Consider the following 21608-nt stretch of genomic DNA (forward strand, 5'->3'; position numbering starts at 1 on the left):
TTCAAAATACAAAAGTAGTAACTCATTGGTATATATCTAACATAGGTATTCGCTGAATGTTGTTTCCTTCTTCAAAAATAGTCCGTGAGCTCTTGCTTTTATTGAATAATTCAGTTTCGCTACGAAGTCTAATGCGGATTCTGGGTTAAAATATAGGTATGACATATATTTGACTAACAAAAAAATAGAACAATTTGAAGTTGAACAGTACTAATCTATACTCTACCAAAACTATTATGATTCGTTATTTATTAAAACTCAGATTTACGGCACTAAATTAACCTACCTTTACTTGATTCACTAAAGAAAGTAATTATGGCAAAAAGTCTAAATGCTAAAAAAACAGCAAAAAAAGAACCGCTAAAAACGGCTAAGGAAAAGAAAGAAGAAAAACGAGATAAAAAAAATAGTCCCAAAAGGGACTAAAATTAGTGTTCAGTTATCAGTTTATAGTGTTCAGCAATTCACTGAACACTATACAACTGAGTAATTATTATGTAACTATTTCACAGGAATACTTGCTAAAATCTCTAAGAAGAATTTCCAGAATTTTTGAGAAGAACTAATACTTGCTCTTTCGTCTGGAGAATGAGCTCCGTGAATCGTTGGTCCAAAAGAAATCATATCCATATCTGGATAATTGGTGCCTAAAATTCCACACTCTAATCCTGCGTGGCAAGCCACTACATTAGGTTTAGCATTATTTTGTTTTTCATAAATACCAACCAACACATCCAAAATTTCAGATTTTGGATTAGGCGTCCATCCTGGATATGCTCCAGAAAACTCCACTTCGCACCCCATCAATTCAAAGGCAGAACGCAACGCATTGGCCAAATCCATTTTGGAAGACTCTACCGAAGAACGGGTTAAACATTGTACGCTTAGCTGTCCTTCGCCTACAATTACTTTGGCAATATTGTTAGAGGTCTCTACTAAATTATCAAAATCAGCACTCATACGATACACGCCGTTGTGAGCCGTATACATCGAACGCACAAAATAAAATTGCGCTATAGAAGGCATTACTTTTTTAGGAGTAGTTTTTAATTTTTCAAAAACAATTTCAAGGTTTGGCTCAGTCGTTTTGAACTCCGCTTTAATCTCGTTTACGATTTGTTGCATATCAAATACAAAAGCTTCATCGTAAACTGTAGCAATAATCACTTTGGCCACACTCTCTCTTGGAATGGCATTACGCAAACTTCCTCCAGTTATCGACGCAATTTGTAATCCGAAGTTATCAAAGCCATCAAACAACAAACGGTTCATTATTTTGTTGGCATTCCCCAACCCTTTATGAATATCCATACCCGAATGTCCGCCTTGTAAACCTTTTACCGTAATACTGTAGCCAACAGAACCTTCTGGCGTATCCTCTTCGTCGTACTCGGCTGTTGCGGTTACATCGATACCACCTGCGCATCCAATGTCGATTTCGTCATCTTCCTCGGTATCTAAATTCAATAATATTTGACCTTGCAAAATACCGCCTTGTAGGTTCAAAGCACCTGTCATTCCTGTTTCTTCATCAATAGTAAACAAGGCTTCAATGGCAGGATGTGGAATATCAGTACTTTCTAAAACAGCCATAATTGCCGCTACGCCCAAGCCGTTGTCAGCTCCCAATGTCGTTCCCTTAGCACGTACCCAGTCGCCATCGACATACATATCGATTCCTTGAGTTTCGAAATCAAAAACAGTATCGTTGTTTTTTTGGTGTACCATATCCAAATGGCCTTGCAACACGATGGGTTTGCGGTTTTCCATTCCTGGAGTAGCCGGTTTGCGAATGATTACGTTTCGAATGTCGTCTTCAAAGGTTTCTAACCCCAAACGATTCCCGAAATCTTTCATAAATTGAATCACTTGCTCTTCTTTTTTGGAAGGACGTGGAACGGCATTCAAATCAGCAAATTGATTCCAAAGTGCTTTAGGCTCTAAATTTCTTATTTCTTGACTCATTATTTTGTAGTGTTACTTATTCGATTCCCTCTATCCTATCTTTAAAAACATTGACTAATTTGTGGGTAGCATTCATTTCTAAAACACTATCCCAAACTTTGCAAATGTTCTCGTGAAAATCTTTCATCTTCATATTCCCAAATCGGATATGAATTACTTTTGGAGGAGGATTGTTTAACATCATTTTATTGGAAAAATCAACATCTTTGGTAATTATAGTAAGGTTGTTTTCCTTTGCATATACCCAAATTTGTTCATCAAACCACTCATCGTTTATATTCTTTTGATGAATAAAAGTATCCGAATTCCAAATGGAAAGGTGGTACGGCAGATTGACGTCTATTAAAAATTTTGGCATTTAGGCAACCTCTTTAATAGTGAAATTTCTATTCATCAATTCGGATGCAAATTTAAGGCAGGCATCAATATCTTCGTTCTCGAGGCTTGGATATTGCAACAAAATTTCTTCTCTAGAATCTCCGGAGCTCAAAAACCCAAGAATAGTATTAACGGTAATTCTCTTGTTTCTGATGGTAGGTTTTCCGTTGCAAATTCTATCGTCAATTGTAATTCTATCAGCAATAGTTTCCATAGTGAAGTATTTTAAGGTTCAAATTTACAAAAAAAGAAAGTGCACGACGGATTTAATCCTTATTTTTATGCCAAAAGTCAAGCCTTGAAAAGAAAATACCTTTTACCGCTATTCCTCGTATTTCAAATTGTAGCATTGAAAATCATTCGATTTTTTCCAGCATTCATCGAACGATGGTACAGCAATGGTCTTTACCTCTTTATCTCGAATAGTTTGAGAATCAGTTTAGGGAAAGTTCCTTTTTCGTTAGGCGATGTGTTGTATGCTTTGCTAATTATTTGGGCGATTCGTTGGTTTTGGTTACTCAAAAAAAATAAAACAATCCAAAGTGTAGCACCCAAACAAAAATGGGAAGCAATATCGCTTTCTATTTTAAGTTTTTTATCTGTAGTTTATTTTCTTTTTCATTTGCTTTGGGGACTCAATTACTATCGAGAACCGCTGTACGAAAAAATGAAAATTGAAAAAGAATATTCTGATGCCGATTTAGCTTTTTTTACTCAAAAGCTAATTGCCAAAACCAACGCCATTCAGTTGGGACTAATGAAAGACAAAAATCGTAAAGTAGTTGTTCCCTATTCCAAATCTCAATTGTTTGAAATGAATAGAAATGGCTACCAAAACTTGGCTCTTGAATATTCGATGTTTCGATATAGCCATTTGAGTATTAAGAAATCTCTTTTTAGTATTCCGCTGACGTATATGGGATTTGGCGGCTATTTGAATCCGTTTACCAACGAAGCACAAGTGAATAGTTTAGGACCTTTGTATAGTTTTCCGATGACTGCCAATCACGAAATGGCGCATCAAATAGGTTTTGCTAGTGAAAGTGAGTGCAATTTCATTGGTTTTTTGGCTTCTATAAAAAATAAAGATGCTTACATACAATATTCTGGATACAGTTTGGCTTTGCGCTATTGTTTGCGAAATTGGCAAGCACGAGATGAAAGAAAAGTGGCGCTCTTTTTAAAATCAATTCATCCTGGAGTACTAGCCAACTTCAAGGAAAGTGAAACCTTTTGGAAACAATACGACACTTTTATTGACAAAGGATTTCATGTTTTTTACGACAACTTCCTAAAAATGAACCAACAAAAAGACGGTATGGAAGGCTATAGTAAATATGTGGATTTGATGGTGAATTATTTTAAGCAGCATACGTTGTAACTCGTATTGCTTATGAAAACAAAACGCGTTAAATAGCCCCGATAGAAGTGAAAATCCTCTAGTGCCAGGGTTTGGCACTAGAGATTGTAACGGATAGCGGGACGACTCGTTTTTGTACTCCTAAAAGTTGTGCTCCTTAAAAAAAACAATTTTATTTGTAACAAAAATCAGTTTTGAACCACTAATGACTATATGTCCGATACTTTAGAACAATCCTTTGTCTCGCAATTGCAAGCAAACCAGAATATCATCCACAAGATTTGTAGGCTGTATACTTCTGGTGAGGACGCGCATAAGGATTTGTTTCAAGAAATCACCATTCAGTTATGGAAAGCTTTTCCCAAGTTTAGAGGCGACAGTAAGTTCTCTACGTGGGCCTATCGAGTCGCGCTAAATACGGCTATAACCTTGTATCGCAAAGACAAACGCTCGGTGGCCACAACTGAATTTGAAGGCAGACAACATTATACTCCTGAGGTCGAATATGATTATGAAGAGGAAGAACAATTAAAATTAATGTACCAAGCAGTTTACCAATTGAACGATATCGAAAAAGCTTTAATCTTTATGTATCTAGAAGACAAAGATTACACTGAAATATCCGAAACATTGGGAATTAGCGAAGTCAATGCGAGAGTTAAAATGAACAGAATTAAGGGGAAATTAAAAAAAATACTAAATCCACTAGCCTAATGAAAGAACTGGATTTGTTAAAAAAAGATTGGCAAAAGAATGAAGCTTCTTTTGAACAAGTGACTGAAAATGATATTTACAAGATGATTCATAAAAGATCCTCTTCTATAGTGAAGTGGATACTGATATTGAGTGTTTTGGAATTAATTTTGTGGTCTGTTTTATCTATTGGTGTCAATATAGATGATTATTTCAAAAAAATGAAACACGAAGAATTTTCAATATATTTTGACACCTATAATTATGCTAGTTACCTTATAATATTTACATTCATTTATCTTTTTTACAAAAATTATAAGATAATTTCGACGACGGCCTCAACCAAACAACTGATGCGTGACATTATTAAAACGAGAAAGACTGTCAACTACTATGTTTATTACAACCTTGGACAATTGGTACTATCGCTCTTTATTGGTTTTTATATTGCCTTCAAATACAATCCAGAAACAGTTGTACTTACGGACAAAATAGGTAGCAATTTTACAGTAATGTTTATTACTTTCTCGATCCTAATTGTTTTTATCGTATTGATATTGGGGATTTTTTGGTTATTCTATCGTTTGATTTATGGTAGATTGCTTAAACGTTTATTGGACAATTACAAAGAATTAAAGAAAATAGATTTATAAAAAAAGCGGTCAAAATTTGACCGCTTTTTTATATTAATATTCCCATTTTCGCATTTTGTCAAGTTCTTTTTGAGCTTCCAATTCTTCGGCAGGAATAACTTTTAAAAAGGAAGGATGTTGCTCGATGGCGTATTCTACTTTTTCTACGATCTCTTCAATGGTTTCGTTTTCATAGTCAATCGCTAAAGGTTCTTTGATGATGAACGATTGCAAGATTCCTTTCTTTTTTAATCGCAAACCTTTTCTGTCAAAAGAGCGTCTAAAACCATCAATTACAATCGGAACCACAATAGGTTTGTGTTCTTTGATGATATGCGCAGTTCCTTTACGAACGGGTTTAAATGATTTTGTAGTCCCTTGAGGAAAGGTAATCACCCAGCCATCTCTCAAAGCAATTTTGATATTCTCGGTATCATTCGGATTTACTTCTTTTTTTTCGGTAACGTCTTTTCCTTTGGAACGCCAAGTTCTTTCTACCGTTATCGCACCAACATAAGCCATAATTCTGGGGAGTAATCCCGCTTGCATGGTTTCTTTGGCAGCGACATAATAAATATTCATTTTGGGTTGCCACAAATAACCCACATTTTTAATACTATCGTCTCTTCCACTCAAACTCGCATTAAACACGTGAAACATGGCTACTACATCGGCAAAATAGGTTTGATGATTGGAAATAAACAACACATTAGAATCCGGTAAATTTCGAATAATTTCTGAACCTTCTATTTGCAATTCATTGAAACCACGATATCGCTTGTGGGTAATAAGACCAAAAATTCGGATTAACCATTTCTTTATAAAAAGGATATGACCAAAAGGATTCCTTTTAAATAATCCCATAATAATTCTTTTTTGAAATTGGAATGCAAAGATACGACATATTTTCTTAACGTTTAGAAAACGCTAAACTTGCAATAATTTTACAATAAATCAAGAAAAAAAGCGCTTATTTATGATTTTTTAAGTACAAAACACAATACCTCTTTTAACTCGCTCAACATCATAGCTGTAGCGCCCCAAACGATATGCTGGTTTATTTTGAAGGCAGGAATAGCAATATTCGTAGCATAAGAAGTCGTCAGTTTAGTCTCGTATAAAAGTGCATCGCTCAAAAAATCAGACAATGGTAATTCGATAATACTGGCTACCTCTTTCGGGTCCAAAACAAAATGAAGCTTCTCATTTGCAACCCCTAAAAAAGGATGTACCAAAAAATTACTAGGCGGAATATACAAAGGTGAAAAAGGTCTGATTACTTTTATTTGCTCACGCGAAATTCCAATTTCTTCTTCGGATTCTCTCAAAGCTGTAGTTTCGTATTCCACATCTTCATTTTCAAACTTACCTCCGGGAAAAGCAATTTGAGCGGAATGTACACCTTTATAAGAATTTCTTTCAATCAATACCAAATGCGTTTGCTCTTGTTTTGGATACAACAACATCAAAACCGCAGCTTTTCGTGGATTTTTATCGGCATAACTAAATGCTTTCAACGATTCGATTCGTTCTTTTGGTGCCATTTTTACATGTGAAGCAAAAGCAGGAAGCGGAGCCTCAAGTAGTTGAGGGATATAGTGTTGAAAATCTTGAAAATTCATAGGTAAAACTTATTTTTGCAAGCATTCCAATAAATATACTATAGTTTTGTTTGGAATACAAACCAATCTTACTAAATTCAATTCAAATGTACAGTAAAGCAGAAAATCAACGGTTAAAACACGATTTTTGGGTGGCCTTCGCCGAGAAATACCCAAGAAAATGGGTATTGTATGATACAAAAATTAAAGATTTCTCTTTTAAATTTTTTGCAGATAATAAAAAAGCCCAAGTACTCATTGCTATCGAGCACCGAAATGATGACTTACGTTCTCAATATTTCGAAAAAATCGAAGCTTTGAAAGCTATTTTGGAGGATGAATTCATTAAAGATTTGGTCTTTGAAAAAAACTATACTTTAGAAAATGGCAAAACCATCAGTCGCATTTGGGTTGAAAAAAATGGGTACAGTATGAGTAATCGCAACCACTGGGAGTACATTTTTGACTTTTTCTTCGAAAAAATGAATGCTTTAGAACTTTTCTATCTCGAATATGATGAGTTTATAAAAGATATTGAAAAAGACTAAAGACATAAGATTAAAGACTAAAGACTAAAGACTAAAGACTAAAGATATAAGTACTATGAAATATGGACTATGAACTAAGGACTAATCACTAAGAACTAATCACTAAGAACTAAATATTATACAAATAAATCCTATTTTCATAGTTGATATACAACTGCTTGCGATTGCCTTGTTGTTTTCGAGTAATAATCATCAACGTACAAGCATCACTATTTTCGTCTTTGCATTCAAAAGAATAAATAATATCGGTTTTATTTTCTTTAATTTCTATATACTCAAGAATAGCATAAACCTGAAGGACAGGAGTATACACCACGATTCGATGTTTAGAAGTATCCAAAATAATTGGGATATTGATCAAATCCAATTCGGACCAGTCTCCCCATTTTCCTTTCTCGTTTTTCTCTAATACGCTGTAACCCGAAGTTTGAAACTTATAAGTTTGAGCAGTGGAGAACTGAAAACAAAAAAAAAGGACAAAAGACAAGCATAAAATAGTAGGTTTTGACATGGGATGGGGTTTTGGATTGGGGTTAAAATTGTAGTTGTCCGATTTCAATTTGGGCTTGTTTGAACTCGGCTATCATAGTATCTATTATTTCTTGTACAGGTTGAATTTTGGTAATTAATCCAGCTATCTGACCAATTTCTAATTCGCCTTCGACCAAATCCCCTTCAAACATCCCACGTTTGGCGCGGGCTCTACCAAGCAAAGCCACTAATTCTTCTTTGGTAGGACATTTTGCATACAATTCCTGAACGTCATTGTAAAACTTATTTTTCACCAAGCGAACAGGTGCCAATTCTTTTAATGTTAATTGCGTATCCCCTTCTTTTACATTCACGATTACTTCTTTAAAATTATCGTGAGCTGATGATTCTTCCGAAGCAGCAAAACGACTTCCCACCTGAACACCATCAGCGCCCAAAGCCATTGCCGCAAGCATTCCTCTTCCTGTGGCAATTCCACCAGCAGCAATCAACGGAATGTTTATCTTTTGCTTCACCATCGGAATCAAAGTCAATGTAGTAGTTTCTTCTCGCCCATTATGTCCTCCAGCTTCAAAACCTTCGGCTACAACAGCATCTACTCCTGCTTCTTGGGCTTTCAAAGCAAAGACCGAACTACTCACAACATGTACAACTATAATTCCTTTTTCTTTCAAAAAAGCGGTCCAAGTTTTTGGATTTCCTGCTGAAGTAAAAACAATTGTAACGCCTTCTTCCACTATGATATTCATAATTTCTTCCACATTAGGATACAACATGGGTACATTTACTCCAAAAGGCTTATTAGTCGCCTTCTTGCATTTTTGTATGTGTTCTCTGAGCACCTCAGGATACATAGAACCTGCACCAATGATACCTAATCCTCCAGCATTGCTAACGGCACTTGCCAATTTATAACCACTGTTCCAAATCATTCCTCCTTGAATAATTGGATATTGAATGCCAAAAAGCTTTATAATTGAATTCATTGCATTGTAAATTAATGTTTGATAATTTTTCCTTGAGCATAAAAGCTTTTCCCCTGAATAGTGTACAAGTATACGCCATTCCATAAGGTTTCTACAGAAAAAGATGGTGTTGATTTTGTAAAAGGAACCTCCATTATTTTTTGTCCCAGTATAGAATAAATAGTAAGCTGCACTTCTTCAATTCCTGAAGGTAACGTCATAGTAATTGTACCCTTGGCAGGATTAGGATACAACGAAAATGAGGTACTCTGATTGTCTATTGTGGTTAGAAGTCCTTTATTTACAGCCGCACTAAAATCCGGAATTCCATAGCCTAGTTGTGGCGTTGGCGTCAAATATTTATCGGCAGATTGAACAATCAAATCTCTAATTTCTTTATTGGTTTTATCTGGTAAAGCTTGCCACAAACACGCCACCATTCCTGCTAGAATCGGGCTAGAAAAAGAGGTTCCGTTGGCCGTTCCAATGTTACCCAATTCATCCGAAACTACAGATGCTTGACCTTGCGCCATCACATCAGGTTTTACTCTACCGTCAGACGAGGGACCAATCGAGCTAAAGGAAGCTTTTGTCTTGCTAGCTGTTACCGCACCAATTGTAAGCACAGAAACGGCATCTGCTGGAGCAGCAATATTGGGATTGGTTGTGTTCCCTGAATTTCCTGCAGAAGCCACCACAAGCATTCCTCTACTAAAAGCAATTTCGGCTCCTCGGCTAATAAATGTTGTGGTGCCATTCATATCGGCATAGGTATAGTTGTATTTTTGATTATCAAAATCAAAATACCCCAATGAACTATTAATGATATCCACACCCAAGCTATCCGCTTTTTCGGCTGCTTCTACCCACAACGTTTCCTCCACAGGATTTTCGGACGCATCATTTTCGGTAACAAAAAGATAATATGACGCATCAGGAGCTGTTCCCACCAAAGCTTGGTCTTGATTCCCGCCCATAGTCGATAGCACCAAAGTACCATGATTATATCCAGTATAGTAATTTGAACTTCTGTTTACATAATTATAACCGCCCAAAATCTGATTATTATCTCTTAATTTTTTAAATGGCAATTGGGTATCCACCCCAGGAAATCCAGCATCTAAAACCGCTATAATTTTACCACTCCCTGTATAATTTTGTTGATGTAATAAATGACCATTCAACATCTGAATTTGATTAGCTGAAGTGCCATAATTATAGGTAATTGCGGTGTTGTATTTTTTTTGAACCTGTTGTAATTTTGAAATAGCAATTGTTTTTCCTGTCGCATTTAAGGACTTATCTGCGAAGCTGATTTTAGTAACAAAAGTTAAATTTTTAAGGGAAGTAATGTCCGCTTGAGTGCCGCGAACATGCAACGCATTTAGCCATTTTGAATGCCCCATGACGGTGATTCCAACAGACTCTTTTACCGCTTTTATATACGAAGCTGGAATCGGAACATCCTTACTATCAAAGGCAATTTTTTGTCGTGTTCTTCTATCAATTGCGCGCTGCGAGAGCATCAATTGAGGATTGTCCAAATAGTTTTGAACATTGATTTTATCACCAAAATACACCCAAGCATCTTGTTGTGAAAAGCCCCAAAAAGAGTGGAATAAGAAAAATAAAAAAACTATTTTTTTCATGCCGAAATGTACTCAAAAAAATCATTATAAATTAAAATTTTAAGTGTTTTTAGGAGCACAAAATTTGGGATTTCATCACGTTTGGTCCCGCTGTCCTTCCTATCTTTTTATCCAGAAAAAGGATAAATAGGATTTTCCTACCCATCGGGGTAATAACAAATCTTTTTTTGATTTTTTTTTGAATAGTATTTATATAACTAAGGACTAAGGACTAATCACTAATCACTAAAACTAGGCTATAACCCCAGAACCCAACAACTCATCATCATGGTACCAAGCCACAAACTGACCTTCAGTAATTGCGGATTGTGGTTCGTCAAAAATCACATACATACCATTAGCCTCTTGATACAGAGTGGCTTTCTGCAAAGGTTGTCGATACCTAATTCTTGCCATTACTTCTTTGGTTTCACCTACAGATAAAGCTAAATCGGTACGAATCCAATGCGTTTCAGAAGCATCAATAAACAATCCTCTTCTAAACAACCCCCGATGATTACTAGATAAACCCGTATAAATTGTATTGGTCACCACATCGGTTGCAATAACAAACAAAGGGTCTGTTGTACCCCCAACGTTAAGCCCTTTTCGTTGCCCAACCGTAAAATAATGAGCACCCTGGTGTTTTCCAACGACCTTGCCCATTTCTGGAGTATACCTAATTTTATGAGACAATGAAGCTAAAGTTTCAGCTTCATCTGTTGAAGAATAAATCGGATGATTTTTATCTATTTGAATAATTTGACCTTCTTTTGGTTGTAATTTTTGCTGTAAAAACTCTGGTAAACGTACTTTACCAATAAAACATAAACCTTGAGAGTCCTTTTTCTCTGCGGTTACCAATTCCATTTCAGCCGCTATTTCACGAACTTGAGGTTTCGTTAATGCACCAATTGGAAACAAGGATTTAGCCAACTGTTCTTGTGACAATTGACATAAAAAATAAGATTGGTCTTTGTTATGATCAGCTCCTGCGATAAGGTGATGCAAGGGTTTTCCGTCTATTTCGGTAGTTCGTTTTTGACAATAATGTCCAGTAGCTACATAATCAGCTCCTAAACTCAAAGCTATTTCTAAAAAAACAGCAAATTTAATCTCGCGATTACACAATACATCAGGGTTTGGAGTTCGTCCTTTTTCATACTCGCTGAACATGTAATCCACAATTTTTTCTTGGTATTGTTCACTTAGGTCAACCGTTTGGAAAGGGATTCCTAATTTTTCGGCCACCAATAAAGCATCGTTGCTATCTTCTAACCAAGGACATTCATTGGATATCGTTACTGAGTCGTCGTGCCAATTTTTCATAAATAGCCCAATAACTTCATATCCTTCTTGTTGCAACAAATAAGCAGCAACACTTGAATCTACGCCTCCAGAAAGACCAACAACCACTCTCTTTTTCATCAAAACCCTTTTTTAAAATAGGGTGCAAAGTTACAAAAGATTTAGCACAGTAATTCTCTAAGCAAAAGTTAATTCTTTTTACGCTTGGTAAGTCCTTCAGGATAACTCATATTTTGTTTTTTTACTAATTTATCTTTTTCATAAAACTCCCAAACTCCTTCTTTTTTACCCAACACAAAATTTCCTTTGGAAGCAATAAAACCATTGGTATCTCTAAAAATGGCCGGTCCGTTGTATTGGCCTTTTTGATAAAATGTCTCCTCTAAAATAATACCCTTATCTGAGTAAATCTTACTACTTCCCTCTTTTAGTCCATCAACATAATGGGTCTCCTCAGCTACTTTTCCATCTGTAAAATAAACCGTTCTCAATCCCGACAGTTTCCCGTTTTTATAAAATTCTTTGGTCATTATCGTTGTCGAGTTGAAATGGTAATACAACCATTCTCCATCAAAAACTTTATTAACCACCTTGCCTTCACTTACCTTAAACTTTTTTTGATTGTAAAAAATAGTATATGCCGAATTATCTTTTTCATTGAACTCTCGAGTAGCAATCACATCGGCAGCTTTCGTATCATCAAAATACTTAAAAACACCTACTTCTTTTCCGTGTACAAAAGTTCCCTCATAGCGCAATCGTTTAGATTCTTCATAATAACCTCTCCATAGACCATTTTTCTTTCCAGCACTATCAACTTGATTAATATTCGCGGTTTGAGCTAACATAGCTGAAACTTGTATAAAGAAAACCAAAATCAATCCCTTCTTAATCATACTAGTATAAATTTATTATAATATCAAAAAATTAGATATTCCAAACATCAAAAATACAAATTCATTTTTTTCAACATGGACTCAAAGGTACAACTACTTTCCTGCTTAAAAATTGTTCATGTAACACGATAAAAATAAAACCATTCATATTATAAGATTTGTTTAATACCAACACTATTAAATTAAACAAACAAAACCATACTTATCAACATATCAAAGATTTACACTAATTAAACAACTATTAATCTATCTATAAAATAAATTTTGTTTAACCTTTATTAAATAACTTTGAACAAGAAATAAAATTAATTCTAACTCCATAAAAAAAAAAGATTATGAAAATTGCATCAAAATTAAAAATGGCTTTGGCTTGTATTGCATTTTTATCATTCGCTGTATCCTGCGACAATGATGATGACAACCCTAAAACAGTAGACAATACAATTACAGGTATTGCTGTAAAAAATTCAAACTTAAAAATTTTAGTTCAAGCCTTAACAAGAGCTGAATTAGCAGCTACACTTCAAGGTACAGGTCCTTTTACTGTATTCGCTCCAACAGATGCTGCATTTACAAAATTCTTAAGTGATAATAAATTTGCGTCAGTTAATGACGTCCCAAAAGATGTATTAACTCAAATTCTATTAAATCATGTGGTAAGCGGTACAGCAAAATCAACCGATTTAAAAACTGGTTACATTAAAACACTAGCCAAAGGTAGTGCATCTGCCACAAATACTTTAAGTATGTATGTGGACTTAACTTCTGGAGTAAAATTAAATGGTGGTGCAAAAGTTACAACAGCTGACATAATGGCTTCTAACGGAGTTATTCATGTTGTGGATGCCGTAATAGGTTTGCCAACAATTGTTACACATGCAACAGCTAATCCAAATTTCTCTACCTTGGCATCATTATTAACTGCACAAAATTTAATTACAACATTAAGTAGTAGCGCAACACCAGCACCTTTCACAGTTTTTGCACCTTTAAATACTGCATTTGACTCAGCAACTTTAAGTCTTTACGGTGGTTTAACAACTGCTCAAAAAACTGCAGTATTAACGTATCATGTTATTGGTGGAGCAAATGTACTATCCACAGGAATTCCTGCATCCTCACCTACTTTAGAAACAGGAATTTTAAGGTTTTCTGGTACAACAATTACGGATGAGCAATCTAGAGTAACGAATATTGTTCTAACTGATGTACAATGTTCAAACGGAATTATACACGCAGTAAACAAAGTTTTACTACCAAGTTTGTAAAAGTGACTATTTCTAAAAACAAAAAACTTCCGCTTTTGGCGGAAGTTTTTTGTTATAAATACAATTTGAAAATACTTATTTTTTCTTTTGTTGAGCAGCTTTTTGAGCTTCAGCTTGTTCCATTGCTTCTTGTAATTTTCTTTGGAACTTACTTTGTTTTTTAGGCTCTTTCAATTTATTTTCTTGAATTTGAGCGTGAATTTTATCTCCATCGATAAAGTATTTTTTGATTACCAACATAATTAAAATAGTAACCAAGTTAGAAATAAAGTTATACAAACTCAAACCAGCTCCATAACTATTGAAGAAAAATAACATCATCAATGGCGAAACATAAATCATAATCTTCATCATTTTGGCCATATCTGGCATACCTTCTTGTTGTGGTGCAGCCATTTGTTGATCCCCTGAAGTCATTTTCATATAAAAGAAAATGGCAATTGCTGCCAAAATTGGAAACAAACTGATATGATCTCCATACAATGGAATATGAAATGGTAATTTTACAATTTCGTCAAAAGAAGACAAATCATCTGCCCACAAAAACTTTTGTTGTCTTAACTCAAAAGCTGAAGGGAAAAACTGAAACGAAGCCATCAAGAAAGGCATTTGTATCAATGCAGGAATACAACCCGCCATAGGATTTACTCCAGCTTTGTTGTACAACTTCATGGTTTCTTGTTGCTTTTTCATTGGGTCTTTTTTGAATTTCTCTCCCAATTCAGCAATTTCTGGACGCAATACTTTCATTTTTGCTTGTGACAAGAAAGACTTGAAAGTAATAGGTGACATTGCCAATTTGATTAAAATCGTAAAAAGAATAATCGCAATACCATAAGCAATATAAGAACCTAAGAAACCAAATAAAGGCACGAAGATAAAACGATTGATCCAACCGATGATTCCCCAACCTAAAGTAATGATTTTTTCTAGATTTTGATCGTAACTAGCTAAAGTCTTGTAATCAGATGGTCCTAAATACCAGTTTAATTTATAATCTAATTCACCATTGGTAAAAGCCAAAGGTAAATTTGCTTTAAATGATTTTGTAAAAGTAGTATCAACTTTCTCATCATTCATAAGATTGGTAGAAACCAGTTGTGCTTTCTCAAAAGGAGTTTTAGAAACCAATATCGAAGTAAAGAAATGTTGCTTAAAAGCAATAAATGTAGGCTTTTCAAGAGTTTCTTCTTCTTTAGCTCCTAAGCCAGCGTAATCAACTTTACCTTCTTTATGTTCAAAATAAATCTCAGTGTATTTATTTTCGTAAGATATGCTTTTTTCATTTCTGAAAGCTTTCAAATCCCATTCTAAATCCAAAGGCTTAGCTGTATTCAATACTTGGTTCAAACCTTGAGAACGCACATCAAAACCAATCATATAATCGTTTGGCTTCACTACGTATTTATATTCTAAAAATGAATTTGGACCTGATTTCAACTTCATAGACAACACTTGATCTGCTCCTATTTTGGTTAAAGTAGGTTCAAAAAACAAGTCTTTGGTATTTAAAGTTCGGTTGTCATTGGTTTGTAAAACAATATTCAAATTAGCATTATTGTTTTTTATCAATTCTACCAACTGACCAGAACCTTTTTTGAATTTTTCAAAGTTTTTCAACGTTGCTTCAGCGATATAACCACCTTTATTAGCAATTTTTAATTGTATCACTTCATTTTCAATCGTAGTAAAATCATTTTTTGCAGAAGGTAATGTCGCAGAATAAGCAAAATTTCCTAATGTTTTTTGCAAAGCTACTAATTGAGTAGAATCGCCAGTGGCCACCGCAACAGTTGCTTTTTCAACTGCTTTATTTGCCAATTCTTTTGCTTTTTGAGCTTTCAAAACCAATTCTTTTTGGGCTTTTTCAGCCGCAACAACTTTAGGATCGGGTTGGTTTTGGTACATAATCCAAACCAAAATTCCAAAAATCAATATAAAACCGATAATTGAATTAATGTCAATCTTTTTTTCTTCCATTATTATCTCTATTCAAAATTCAAAACTGAAGCAGTTTACTCCAGTTTAGTGTTAGTATTCAATACAAATGCTTAGTTTCTAACTATTGTATTATTTCTTTTTGGCTTTTACAGCTGCTGCTACGAAACTCACAAAAATTGGGTGAGGATTCGCAACGGTACTCTTATATTCTGGATGGTACTGAACACCTATAAAGAAAGGATGATTTTCAATCTCAACGATTTCAACCAAACCAGTATCAGGATTCACACCAGAAGCTATTAAACCAGCTTTTTGTAATTCCTCTACGTAAGTACTATTGTACTCGTAACGATGACGGTGACGCTCCGAAATTTGAGTTTTACCATATATTTTGTGTGCCAATGAGTCTGGTTTTATGTCACACTTCCAAGCCCCTAAACGCATTGTACCTCCTTTATCAGTTACCGTTTTTTGATCTTCCATCAAATTCACTACTGGGTGAGTCGTATTCTCATTCATTTCGGTAGAATTGGCGTCTTTGTAACCCAAAATAGTTCTTGAATATTCTATAATTGACATTTGCATTCCTAAACAAATACCAAAAAATGGAATGTTGTTTTCGCGAACATAACGAACCGCTTCTATTTTTCCTTCGATTCCTCTTTCACCAAAACCTGGCGCCACTAAAACCCCATCCAAACCAGCTAATTTCTCAGCTATATTTGAAGGGTCCAAATGCTCTGAATGAATCGAAATTACATTTACTTTTGTTTCATTTGCCGCTCCTGCGTGAATGAACGCTTCCAAAATAGATTTGTAGCAATCTTGCATTTCGACATATTTCCCAACCAAACCAATATTTACAGTATGCTTAGGATTTTTTAAACGTTTCAAGAACGTGTTCCAATTTTTTAAATCTGGAGCAGCTTTTTTAGGTAAGTCTAATTTCTTCAAGGCTACTACATCTAGACCTTCTTCCAACATTAAATTAGGCACTTCATAAATCGTAGAAGCATCAATAGATTGAATAACAGCTTCTCTTTTTACATTACAAAACAAAGCCAATTTATTGCGAATTTCGTCCGAAATTTCATGCTCCGTTCTACACACTAAAATATCAGCTTTAATTCCGCTCTCCATTAATGTTTTAACAGAGTGTTGAGTAGGTTTAGTTTTCAATTCCCCAGCTGCTGCTAAGTAAGGAACTAACGTCAAATGAATAACAATAGCATTGTTTTCTCCTAAATCCCAAACCAACTGACGAACAGACTCAATGTATGGTAAAGATTCGATATCCCCTACAGTTCCACCAATTTCAGTAATCACAATATCATAATCGCCTGACTTACCAAGCAATTGCATTCTATCTTTAATTTCGTTTGTAATATGAGGAACTACTTGAACCGTTTTTCCTAAAAACTCTCCTCTTCTTTCTTTTTCGATAACCGAAAGATAAATTCTACCAGTAGTAACATTATTTGCCTGTGAAGTAGGAACGTTTAAGAAACGTTCGTAGTGACCTAAATCTAAATCTGTTTCGGCTCCATCATCGGTTACGTAACATTCTCCATGCTCGTAAGGATTCAGTGTTCCTGGGTCCACATTAATATACGGATCGAATTTTTGAATAGTCGTTCTGTAGCCTCTTGCTTGTAATAATTTTGCTAAGGATGCAGCTATAATTCCTTTTCCTAATGAAGAAGTCACACCGCCAGTAACAAAAATATATTTCGTTTGATTCATGCTGTTGTTGTTTGTAATGTAGTTGTGTAAAAAACGTGGCAAAAGTACAAATTAAATTGGAATACTTATCGTCTCAGAGCATTCGCTTTTAAAAAATAAATCGACACGGATTTCACAAATTTACACTGATTGACCTTTTTGAATAATTTACTTTTTTAAATGTCATCAAAGGGAAGAAAATTAATTTTAAAAGCAACTAAACCCTGTGATTGGCTTTTGTTTTAAAACTTCAACCCTTTAGAACTTTCGTAAAAAAAATCATTATGGTTTCGGGTATTTCTTTTTTATATTCCGAAGTATATCTTCTAATCCGTTGGCTTTTAATTCATAAATTAATTGCAGTTGTTCGCCCAAAACACCTTTAGGAAACCCTTTATTTCTATACCAAACGATATAATATTCTGGGATATCAATAAGATACCAACCTTCATATTTCCCAAAAGGCATTTTAGTGTGTGCCAATTGAATCAAGTGTTTTTGATTTTCATCCAAAATAAAAACTAATTGGCTTGTTTTATCGTCATATCCGAATCGTAATACAAGATATAAACGCCTTTATTTGTATAGCCGCCATCTTCTTTTTTGTAGTATTCAAAACGGTTTTCTACTTGTTCTGTAGCAGCACTTTCTATGGTTTCTTGAAACGTTTTGTCCTGAGCCATTCGCATTAGTGTATCAAACGTAAGGTCAAAACCTCTTGTAGCAAATGAGCTTGGATACACTTTGTTTTCCTTGCGGTATTTTTGTTCAAAAATGCGAGCTTCATCTGTTTCATTTTCACGAATAGCCGATGGATACATCAACTTTAATTTTACCAAATTAGCAAATGAAATTTCATCTGTATCCAAAGTAGGATTAGGCTCTAAAGTTACCAATTGCACTTTGTGTGTTTTCATTACAGACAACAAAGTAGCTATAGTTGATTTAATCATCATAGTGCTACCTGTTTCTAAAATGACATAATTTATTTTTTCTTTATCCAACAAACCTTTCAAGGCTTCACTATTCAAACCACCTGCAGGGGTTAGCGGTGCAATTTTTACCTCTTTTTGGAATTGGTTAAAATAGTTTCTTGCAGATTCTTTTTTCTTATCCACAACCGCAATTATATTACCCTCCTTGCTTTTCATAAAATCAAAAGCCGTATTTTTAATTACATCTACTGAAACAATAGATTGATATAAATTTGGAAATGCTTTGCCTGTCTCTTTTGACAATGGCGAAATCACCGCTACATCAGTACCGCTAAGCAATTCAGCTGTTTTTTCAACATTATTTTGATAAAATGGTCCAATGACTACTTGTGCACTTTCTATATTGTTATTTTTGATTAATGACGGAACCTGAGAACTCATTTTGGTCTCTTGAGAATCAAAAACCTGAACATCCACATCAATTCCTAATTGCTTGGCTGAATCTATAGCAATCAAAGCACCTGAGTAGAAATCCAAAGTCATATTCAAAAACTTGTCTTTCTTTAAACGTTCAACGGTTGAGTTAACGGTATCACTTTCAATTTTTGCGATATTGAAAGGCAACAACATAACCAGCTTTTTTTGGTCAGCGGCATTTTGTTTACTCAATTGAGTAATGCCTTTTTTAGCTTCTGGTTGCGGCATTAGTTTTACTGCTGCTGGTAACTTAATCAGCATTCCTTCATGAACGCCATTTTTTAATTCAGGATTTAAAGCAATCAACTCTTCTTGAGACAAACCTGAAGTTTTGGTCAAACTATACAAAGTTTCTTTTGGTTTCACTGTATAATTTTGAAAATCCGAAACAATAGCCTTTGAAACAACTGTTGGCGAAAGCTCTTTTTTATCAGTAGCTACCTGAATTTCTTTTCCTTCTTTAGGACGATTTCCTTTAATTATTAAATTAAAACCAACTGGAAGATTGGCTACCACTTCTGGATTTTTTTTCTCCAATTCTTCAATGGTGATATTGTATTTCTTAGCAATCGAGAACTTGGTTTCTTGAGGTTGTACCAAATGAAAAACGGGAGTTACCGTTTTTGGAGCAGCAGTTGCTGTAGTAGTTTTGGTCACAACTCCATTTGGAATAACGAGTGTTTGCCCAATTTGCAAACCGTCTTTTTCTAAAAAAGGGTTTGCTTTGAATAATGCCGCTTCGGTAACATTATACTTTTTTTGGATTCCGAATAAAGTCTCTTTTGGCGCTACCTCGTGCGTTACTTTTTTTGAAACAACCGTTGAACTAGTTACTGTTTTAAACTGAACTTTAGCTCCTGCTTTAGGGATTAACAAAACCGTATTTTGGCTAATTCCTGCTTGAGCATCTGGATTTAATTGATAGATATCGTAGGGACTTACTTTGTACTTTTGAGCGATTTGCGCTATGGTTTCACCTTTAGCAACTTTATGAGTGGTTGCTTTGTCTTGAGCAAACAAACTTCCTATAAAAAACAACCCACAAAACCAAATCTTACTATAATATTGCATCCGAATAAATTATAAATTAGTACCGTTCAAAGATAGCAAAACGGCATCAAATTTTATTCCAAAATCTGATACCGTTTTCGTAGTAATTATTGTAATTTCTCTTGAAAAAGAAACTTGACAACTTATTTTATTCCCACTCGATTGTGGCTGGCGGTTTCGAACTAATATCGTAAACCACACGATTTACACCTTTTACTTTATTGATGATATCGTTAGACACTTTCATCAAAAATTCATAAGGCAAATGTACCCAATCCGCAGTCATACCATCGGTAGATTCAACCGCTCTAAGCGCTACCACTTTTTCGTAAGTACGCTCATCACCCATCACACCAACACTATTTACAGGCAACAAAATAGCACCTGCTTGCCAAACTTTGTCATACAATCCCCAAGATTTTAAACCATCGATAAAAACTTTATCAACATCTTGCAAAATTTGTACTTTCTCTGGAGTAATATCTCCAAGAATACGAATAGACAAACCTGGTCCTGGGAAAGGATGTCTTCCCAATAACTCTGGGTCGATTCCTAAAGTAGCTCCTACTCGACGTACTTCGTCTTTGAAAAGCATACGCAGAGGCTCTACAATTTTCAGTTTCATATAATCTGGTAAACCACCCACATTATGATGCGATTTGATAGTTGCAGAAGGACCTTTTACAGAAACTGACTCAATTACATCAGGATAAATTGTTCCTTGCGCTAACCAAGTAACATCTTCTATTTTGTGTGACTCATCATCAAAAACTTCAATAAAAGCATTTCCGATGGCTTTTCTTTTTAATTCTGGGTCTGTAATTCCAGCTAGTGCATCATAAAAACGTTGCGAAGCATCCACTCCTTTTACATTTAGTCCCATACCTTCGTATTGGTCTAGAACGCTTTGGAACTCGTTTTTACGAAGCAAGCCGTTATTTACAAAAATACAATATAGGTTTTTACCAATTGCTTTATTCAATAATACCGCAGCTACTGTTGAATCGACTCCACCAGAAAGACCAAGAACTACTTTGTCATTTCCGATTTTCTCTTTCATTTCGGCTACAATTTCTTCTACGAAAGCGTTTGGTGTAAAGTTTTGAGGCACTTCGGCAATTTTTACCAAGAAATTCTCCAACATTTTGGAACCATCTGTCGAGTGAAAAACCTCTGGGTGGTATTGAATAGCATAAGTAGTTTCGCCTTCAATTTTGTAAGCTGCAAATTCTACATCGTGAGTACTCGCTAATTTAACACCGTTGGTTGGTAATGCTTTGATACTATCACTATGGCTCATCCAAACTTGGCTATTCTCAGAAACACCTTCGAAGAAGATTTCATTTTCTTTGATGAAAGACAAATTGGCTCTACCATATTCTCTAGTATTAGAAGCTGCTACTTCTCCACCGCTAAAATGCGCTAAATATTGTGCTCCGTAACATACGGCCAGCATAGGCAATTTTCCTCTAATTTGAGATAAATCTGGATGTGGTGCATCTTCTGAACGAACAGAAAATGGGCTTCCGCCAAGAATTACTGCTTTGTAAGATGATAAATCACTAGGAAAGTGATTGTAAGGGAAGATTTCGCAGAATATGTTTAATTCTCGAACTCTTCGCGCAATAAGCTGAGTGTATTGCGATCCGAAATCTAAAATAAGTACGTTGTGTTGCATGCGCAAAAATACTTTTAAATTTCGGATTTGAAAAATGGATTTTTGAAAAATTTTTATTTTGTAGCAAAGAC

Annotated in this window: 20 protein-coding genes; 5 read left to right on the top strand and 15 right to left on the bottom strand. The window is 34.9% G+C overall.

The window, feature by feature from the left end; all coding sequences use genetic code 11:
• Window positions 1-501: 501 nt before the first annotated feature.
• The 3 genes from ACSVH5_RS02700 to ACSVH5_RS02710 are packed head-to-tail and all read right to left on the bottom strand — an operon-like array spanning window position 502 to window position 2557.
• On the bottom strand, window positions 502-1965 hold the full coding sequence (locus ACSVH5_RS02700; protein WP_438059925.1) for an aminoacyl-histidine dipeptidase: 1464 nt from the start codon (window positions 1963-1965) through the stop codon (window positions 502-504).
• A 16-nt stretch (window positions 1966-1981) separates the two neighbouring features.
• Complete coding sequence (locus tag ACSVH5_RS02705) at window positions 1982-2323, bottom strand: DUF5615 family PIN-like protein (protein WP_438059926.1); 342 nt, start codon at window positions 2321-2323, stop codon at window positions 1982-1984.
• Window positions 2324-2557: a DUF433 domain-containing protein gene (locus tag ACSVH5_RS02710; RefSeq protein ID WP_024980219.1), complete on the bottom strand. Its 234-nt coding sequence runs from the start codon at window positions 2555-2557 to the stop codon at window positions 2324-2326.
• Between the two features lie 39 nt (window positions 2558-2596).
• Here ACSVH5_RS02710 and ACSVH5_RS02715 point away from each other — a divergent pair, with 39 nt between their 5' ends.
• The 3 genes from ACSVH5_RS02715 (at window position 2597) to ACSVH5_RS02725 (ending at window position 5049) form a co-directional block, all read left to right on the top strand.
• Window positions 2597-3724, top strand: a complete 1128-nt coding sequence (locus ACSVH5_RS02715; RefSeq protein ID WP_438059927.1) for a DUF3810 domain-containing protein — start codon at window positions 2597-2599, stop codon at window positions 3722-3724.
• Between the two features lie 192 nt (window positions 3725-3916).
• Entirely contained in the window at window positions 3917-4417 is a 501-nt protein-coding gene (locus ACSVH5_RS02720; RefSeq protein ID WP_064715131.1) for an RNA polymerase sigma factor, read from the top strand.
• Window positions 4417-5049, top strand: a complete 633-nt coding sequence (locus ACSVH5_RS02725) for a hypothetical protein (RefSeq protein ID WP_438059928.1) — start codon at window positions 4417-4419, stop codon at window positions 5047-5049. The genes ACSVH5_RS02720 and ACSVH5_RS02725 overlap by 1 nt, the downstream gene beginning before the upstream one ends.
• Before the next feature lie 33 nt (window positions 5050-5082).
• Here ACSVH5_RS02725 and ACSVH5_RS02730 read toward each other — a convergent pair whose 3' ends face one another.
• On the bottom strand, window positions 5083-5892 hold the full coding sequence (locus ACSVH5_RS02730) for a lysophospholipid acyltransferase family protein (protein WP_438059929.1): 810 nt from the start codon (window positions 5890-5892) through the stop codon (window positions 5083-5085).
• A gap of 110 nt (window positions 5893-6002) precedes the next feature.
• The gene (locus ACSVH5_RS02735) at window positions 6003-6650 is read right to left on the bottom strand and encodes an NUDIX hydrolase (protein ID WP_438059930.1); all 648 of its coding nucleotides are present in this window, start codon (window positions 6648-6650) and stop codon (window positions 6003-6005) included.
• Between the two features lie 86 nt (window positions 6651-6736).
• On the opposite strand from ACSVH5_RS02735, the gene ACSVH5_RS02740 reads away from it, so the two are divergent.
• Window positions 6737-7177: a DUF4268 domain-containing protein gene (locus tag ACSVH5_RS02740; protein ID WP_438059931.1), complete on the top strand. Its 441-nt coding sequence runs from the start codon at window positions 6737-6739 to the stop codon at window positions 7175-7177.
• Window positions 7178-7286: 109 nt separating this feature from the next.
• Here ACSVH5_RS02740 and ACSVH5_RS02745 read toward each other — a convergent pair whose 3' ends face one another.
• The 5 genes from ACSVH5_RS02745 to ACSVH5_RS02765 all read right to left on the bottom strand — a co-directional run bounded on the left by ACSVH5_RS02745 (window position 7287) and on the right by ACSVH5_RS02765 (window position 12466).
• On the bottom strand, window positions 7287-7688 hold the full coding sequence (locus ACSVH5_RS02745) for a hypothetical protein (RefSeq protein ID WP_438059932.1): 402 nt from the start codon (window positions 7686-7688) through the stop codon (window positions 7287-7289).
• 22 nt (window positions 7689-7710) lie between these two features.
• A complete protein-coding gene (locus tag ACSVH5_RS02750; protein WP_438059933.1) occupies window positions 7711-8655 on the bottom strand; it encodes an NAD(P)H-dependent flavin oxidoreductase in 945 nt (314 codons plus the stop codon).
• 11 nt (window positions 8656-8666) lie between these two features.
• The gene (locus ACSVH5_RS02755) at window positions 8667-10283 is read right to left on the bottom strand and encodes a S8 family serine peptidase (protein WP_438059934.1); all 1617 of its coding nucleotides are present in this window, start codon (window positions 10281-10283) and stop codon (window positions 8667-8669) included.
• A gap of 231 nt (window positions 10284-10514) precedes the next feature.
• Window positions 10515-11690: a tRNA 2-thiouridine(34) synthase MnmA gene (mnmA, locus tag ACSVH5_RS02760; RefSeq protein WP_438059935.1), complete on the bottom strand. Its 1176-nt coding sequence runs from the start codon at window positions 11688-11690 to the stop codon at window positions 10515-10517.
• 68 nt (window positions 11691-11758) lie between these two features.
• The gene (locus ACSVH5_RS02765) at window positions 11759-12466 is read right to left on the bottom strand and encodes a toxin-antitoxin system YwqK family antitoxin (protein ID WP_438059936.1); all 708 of its coding nucleotides are present in this window, start codon (window positions 12464-12466) and stop codon (window positions 11759-11761) included.
• A 335-nt stretch (window positions 12467-12801) separates the two neighbouring features.
• Between ACSVH5_RS02765 and ACSVH5_RS02770 the strand changes: the two genes are divergently transcribed.
• Window positions 12802-13734, top strand: coding sequence for a fasciclin domain-containing protein (locus ACSVH5_RS02770; protein ID WP_438059937.1), 933 nt, complete (start codon window positions 12802-12804; stop codon window positions 13732-13734).
• A gap of 75 nt (window positions 13735-13809) precedes the next feature.
• Here ACSVH5_RS02770 and yidC read toward each other — a convergent pair whose 3' ends face one another.
• The 5 genes from yidC to guaA form a co-directional block, all read right to left on the bottom strand.
• Window positions 13810-15714, bottom strand: a complete 1905-nt coding sequence (gene yidC, locus ACSVH5_RS02775) for a membrane protein insertase YidC (RefSeq protein ID WP_438059938.1) — start codon at window positions 15712-15714, stop codon at window positions 13810-13812.
• Window positions 15715-15804: 90 nt separating this feature from the next.
• Window positions 15805-17418, bottom strand: a complete 1614-nt coding sequence (locus tag ACSVH5_RS02780; protein WP_438059939.1) for a CTP synthase — start codon at window positions 17416-17418, stop codon at window positions 15805-15807.
• Window positions 17419-17679: 261 nt separating this feature from the next.
• Entirely contained in the window at window positions 17680-17910 is a 231-nt protein-coding gene (locus ACSVH5_RS02785) for a DUF3820 family protein (protein WP_438059940.1), read from the bottom strand.
• Window positions 17911-17918: 8 nt separating this feature from the next.
• Window positions 17919-19880 (bottom strand): PBP1 and LysM peptidoglycan-binding domain-containing protein, encoded by a 1962-nt coding sequence (locus ACSVH5_RS02790; RefSeq protein WP_438059941.1) that lies wholly within the window; start codon window positions 19878-19880, stop codon window positions 17919-17921.
• Window positions 19881-20007: 127 nt separating this feature from the next.
• Complete coding sequence (gene guaA / locus ACSVH5_RS02795) at window positions 20008-21537, bottom strand: glutamine-hydrolyzing GMP synthase (RefSeq protein ID WP_159683289.1); 1530 nt, start codon at window positions 21535-21537, stop codon at window positions 20008-20010.
• Between the last annotated feature and the right edge of the window lie 71 nt (window positions 21538-21608).

The organism is Flavobacterium sp. RSSA_27 (assembly GCF_051547125.1).
Lineage (GTDB): Bacteria > Bacteroidota > Bacteroidia > Flavobacteriales > Flavobacteriaceae > Flavobacterium.